The following is a 4,626-nucleotide window of genomic DNA, read 5'->3' as shown; positions in this document are numbered from 1 at the left end:
AGGCATTGAGCCTTATGTGAGCTACTACCACTGGCGTGACACCTCGGCGACGCAAGCGCACGGGAGCTACCATACTCTGATCGGTGGAGTGACCGCTCCCGTGGGCCCAAATCTCTCTCTAGACGCCGCGACGGCAAGAGAGGGCTCACGACAGAACACGTGGCTCCAGTTCCACTTCACGTGGGAGCACTGAGCAAAGATGACCAAACCACAGCTCTTTTTTCGCCCCCTGCGACGCATGGGTTGGCCTCTTGGGATCGCTGCCTTCTACTTACTGGTAAGTCTACTGATGATGGCGATCCTCCCCAAGAGCACCAGCCCCCTCTCTCAGCTCCGAGGGAATCTTATCCCGGTTGTAGGAGATATCATCGGCCTGATCTGCGGCTTCTCCGGTTTCTGGCGCACTCGCAAGCTTCGTCAAATAAACCAACAGTCCCTTCCCTGGACCGCAATCTTTCTGACGGCTGCCTGCTTCTCCCGAGCCATCGCGGATAGTATCTGGGCCTGGCTGGAGTGGACTAAGCAGACACCTTTCCCCTCGCAAGCGGACTACTTTTACCTGCTGGTTGTTCCTTTGATTCTTGTGGGGGTACTCCTTCTGCCGACCCGACAAATCTCGCGCTCGCACCGGATGCGTGTTCTCCTGGATGCTCTGGTCGGAGTGACCGCGCTTTTGATCTTTAGCTGGCGGCTCTTGATCAGTCCGACTCTCCTCTCAGGCGCAGCTCTGGGCTTTCTGGCGAGGGCCGTCGGGCTGGCCTACCCAACTGGGGATCTCTTACTGGTGGGGAGCCTACTGGTGCTGGTGCTGCGCTCAGGAGGCTCGCTCCAGCAGGGCATGCGAAGCACAATCGTAGCCATCGGGATTGGGATCATCTCCCTGCTGATAGCGGATAGCTTCTTTTTGTACTTAAACCTCCATGATACCTACCAGTCTGGCACTCCGCTGGATCTGCTCTTTACCCTCTGCTCACTGTGTCTGGGATTCGGAGCACGCTCACTGACACTTCAGAGCATCACTCCCGCAGGGCGACGCCTGCGAGTCCGAGTCGAGGAAGGTGGCAGTGACTCACCGCTTCGTGTTGCGATTCCCTATCTGCTGGTTCCCTGCGCAGGACTCTTCTTCTTCCAGACCCTGCTGGAGAACCAGAAGCTGACCCTTGAAGTGAAGGGTATGTGTGTGAGTGGGGCATTTCTGGTACTGCTGATCCTACTCCGACAGTTCATGGCTCTGCGCGACAACTGGCAGCTTGTCCGTCAGACACGCGACGATGCTGCATCTCTTCAGCAGCTCAACATCCAGCTCCAGGCCACGCAGGCGGAGCTGGTGCACTCGGCGAAGATGGCCTCTCTGGGAACGCTCTCGGCAGGCGTGGCACATGAGCTCAACCAGCCAATTGCCATTATCCGAGGACTCTCTCAGCAAATGCAAGAGGAGCCCAATCTCTCAAAATTCATGACCGAGGATCTGGAGCAGATCGAGACCCAGACCAGCCGGATGATGCGCATCATCACCCACATGCGCACGTTCTGCCGCACGACGGGCCACAGCACCTCAGTGGTCTGTCTCAAGCAGCTTGTCGAGGATTGCCTGATCTTGATCGGCGCTCAGTTCCACTCGCATGGCATCACGCTCTCCGTGCACATAGAGACAGACAAGACCACAGTGAAGGTGAACGCCAATGAGATCGAGCAAGTGCTTCTCAACCTGCTCACTAATGCCCGCGATGCCCTTCAGAACACACCCGATGCCACGCTCGACATTCGCCTACGAGAAAACAACAATCAGGTTATTTTAGAGTGCGCCGACAATGGCCCTGGTATCCCTCCTGAGGTGCTCCCCCGCCTCTTTGAGCCGTTCTTCACCACCAAAGAAGTCGGTCAGGGCATGGGACTGGGGCTCTCGATCAGCATGAACTTAGTGAAAAGCAACGGAGGCACCCTCAGTGCCCACAACGCCCCTAACCAGGGAGGTGCCGTGTTGACGCTACATCTGCCCTACACCCCCGCCGAGATCGAAGTGCAATCCGGGCAAGCTCTCCCAGAGCTGAAAAAAGCCGCTTAGCCGACAATAATAAATAACACCATGAGTAAGATACTAATAGCCGAGGATGAAGAGAGCCTTCGCCACCTGCTGACACGTCAGCTAGTGCGCGCCAATCATGAGGTCGCGAGTGTGGAAAATGGCGAGGAGGCGCTACTTGCCCTCACACGCGAACCCTTTGATCTGGTTCTCTCCGACATGAAGATGCCGCGCCTAGACGGGATGGGACTTCTTCGTGAAGCACGTAAGCGAGAAATCCCCGTGGACTTTATCGTTCTGACAGGGCACGGGAGCCTGGAAGGCGCGGTCGAGGCTTTCAAAAACGGTAATGTAGTGGACTACCTGCTCAAGCCCCTGGAAGATATCCGTATCCTCAATCGTATTGTGGATAAAGCCCTGGAGGCGCGGCAACTTAAGAGCGAGAACGCAAGGCTTCTGAAGGAGATGACCCAGATGGCTCTGGAAGATGGGCTGACGGGTCTGCTCAACCACCGTGGCATCCATAGTTGCTTAGAGAAGCTCCTTGCTCAAGGCTCCACGCAAGAGCCGCTTGCCCTAGTGATGCTGGATATGGATCACTTCAAGCAGCTCAACGATCTCTACGGGCATCCGTTTGGGGACAAAGTGCTGCGCCAGATCGCCCAGACGCTCTGTGCCGTTGCGGGAAAGAAAGCCCCGCTAGGCCGCTGTGGGGGGGATGAGTTCATGATGATCTTGCCGGGTAGGGATGCCCCGCAAGCCTGCGCAGCTGTCGAAGCCGTTCGTGCCCGCCTTGCAAGCGAGCCAATCGAAACGCCCGATGGGCGCAAGATAGCTCTGGCACTCTGCTTTGGGATCGCGGATACCTCTAAGACCGGCCCCATCAGCGCACGTCTTGTTGCGGCGGCGGATGTGGCACTCTACCAAAGTAAGCGGCGGGGGGGGAACCGGGTCACGACCTATCAGGAGCATCATCCCCTCGACACCACCGACCCTCTCCAAGTGCTCACCAGCTGCCTGGATACCTTCACTCAGGAGCACTCTGAGGAGATGACGGAGCTAGCTGTAGAGCTGGCCCAGTATCTCGGGCTTGACGAGGCGAGCTGTAACGCGGTGAAAGTTGCCGGTTTACTCCATGACATCGGTAAGATCGCCATCCCCACGAAGATTCTGATGAAGCCAGGAGCCCTCACCGATGCGGAACAGGCGATTGCTCGCCAGCACGTCCTCTACTCCACACAGATCATTCATGCACTTCCCGACTTGGCCCTGATTCTCTCCGGCGTGGCACACCACCACGAGCGCTGGGACGGCAGTGGCTATCCCAATGGCCTCGCAGACACTGAGATTCCACTAATCGGGCGACTTCTAGCCGTCACGGATGCCTACTCCGCCATGGTGATGCAGCGTCCCTACCACGCTCCGCTCACCACAAAGGAAGCCCTTAAGGAGATTGTGAAAAATGCCGGGGTGCAGTTCGATCCCATGATCGCAGAGGCATTTGTGAAGATGGTTCAACAGCAGGACTCCCCCTTTCTTTCCCAACACTCAGCACTTCTTTCCCAGCAAGAGCAGAGCGCGGCAGAAGTCACCCAGCTCCCCCGCGCCGCCTAAGCTAGCTCAGCTTGGGCAGCTCACTGCGCACATAGGCCATGCGCCGGGCGAGCCGCCCCTTGAGCCCTCGTAGCTCGTTCTCAAATCCCCCCACCCGCTCCAGGTGGCCGGTCGCCTTCAGCGCATCGAGAGTACGGGGCGCAAAACTGTCAATGCGCCCGTGGAGCTTTGCCAGCGTGAAGTGTTTTTGGCTTGCCTCCCAGAGCTGACTAATCGTGCGCTTCCTGCCTTCCGGGTGCTCTAAAATCACGTGTGCCACCCGCCCTCCCCAGCCCGGCCAGAGCGACTCCTCCGGGTTTCCCCAGAGCTGATCCATCCCATGAGGAATAAAAACCGCCTTGCCACTGCTCGGCAGAAAGACCCGGTAGTTATTGGGCTTGCGCACGTAGCCATCCCAGTCCGTGGTAATAATCTGCAGCGCCGCATTGGCACAAAAGCGCTCCACATCCACCACCCGCTCCACAGCCGCAAAGCCCTGACTGCACGCCTCAGCCAGCGCCTTCAAGTCGCGCCGCTGATTATCCGTCCCCGTATCTAGCTTTAGCGCACCGTCAATATCCATGCAGAACCCCCCGTCGTAGAGATTGCCCTCAAACTCTTTGGGAAAGTTGCGCTGCAGCCAGGTCTTATCAAAGCCCTCTTTTAAGACATACAGCCCCACTTTACGGCCATTGAGCTCCACCAGTGCGTGCGCACACCGGCATGCGGGCACTCCCATGGCGAGCGCAAGCTCATTGGCAAGTAGCTCGTGCAGGTAGCTGCCATCCTGGACACCGTTGTTAAGGTGCAGCTTTTCCATTCCAAATAGCTCCTGGCCTTTCACGAATTTATTAATGTTCAGGGTGAGCCCTGGTTTATCGTTCCAGTCGCGCCAGGAACCCGCTGCGCCTTTGAGATGCAGTCCGACATCGGTAAGCTCCAACTGCCCAATGCGAAGCTGTGCGCGAACGGCCTTGCGTGGGTCTTTGCCCAGTAGATCTAGGTTCAGC

The 4,626-nt window shown here is 57.7% G+C and carries 4 protein-coding genes; 3 read left to right on the top strand and 1 reads right to left on the bottom strand.

The genetic code is table 11. The annotated features are described in order from the left end of the window. The 3 genes from ACH2EH_RS11235 to ACH2EH_RS11225 form a co-directional block, all read left to right on the top strand. Positions 1-193, top strand: a 193-nt coding sequence (locus ACH2EH_RS11235; RefSeq protein WP_395141689.1) for a hypothetical protein, incomplete at its 5' end; no start/stop codon positions are given. Positions 194-199: 6 nt separating this feature from the next. After that, entirely contained in the window at positions 200-2,065 is a 1,866-nt protein-coding gene (locus tag ACH2EH_RS11230; RefSeq protein WP_395141687.1) for a sensor histidine kinase, read from the top strand. Between the two features lie 21 nt (positions 2,066-2,086). Further along, positions 2,087-3,637, top strand: a complete 1,551-nt coding sequence (locus ACH2EH_RS11225; protein ID WP_395141685.1) for an HD domain-containing phosphohydrolase — start codon at positions 2,087-2,089, stop codon at positions 3,635-3,637. Position 3,638: 1 nt separating this feature from the next. Here the strand turns inward: ACH2EH_RS11225 and ACH2EH_RS11220 are convergent. Then, positions 3,639-4,626, bottom strand: a 988-nt coding sequence (locus ACH2EH_RS11220; protein WP_395141683.1) for a CotH kinase family protein, incomplete at its 5' end; no start/stop codon positions are given.

The organism is Armatimonas sp., from assembly GCF_043760365.1.
Taxonomy (GTDB): domain Bacteria; phylum Armatimonadota; class Armatimonadia; order Armatimonadales; family Armatimonadaceae; genus Armatimonas.
This window is presented reverse-complemented; position numbering and strand designations above follow the sequence as displayed.

What these genes read in the sequence shown, in the direction of transcription:
- ACH2EH_RS11225 (WP_395141685.1), top strand. Translation starts at nt 2,087, where the DNA reads ATGAGTAAGATACTAATAGCCGAGGATGAAGAGAGCCTTCGCCACCTG.
- ACH2EH_RS11230 (WP_395141687.1), top strand. Translation starts at nt 200, where the DNA reads ATGACCAAACCACAGCTCTTTTTTCGCCCCCTGCGACGCATGGGTTGG.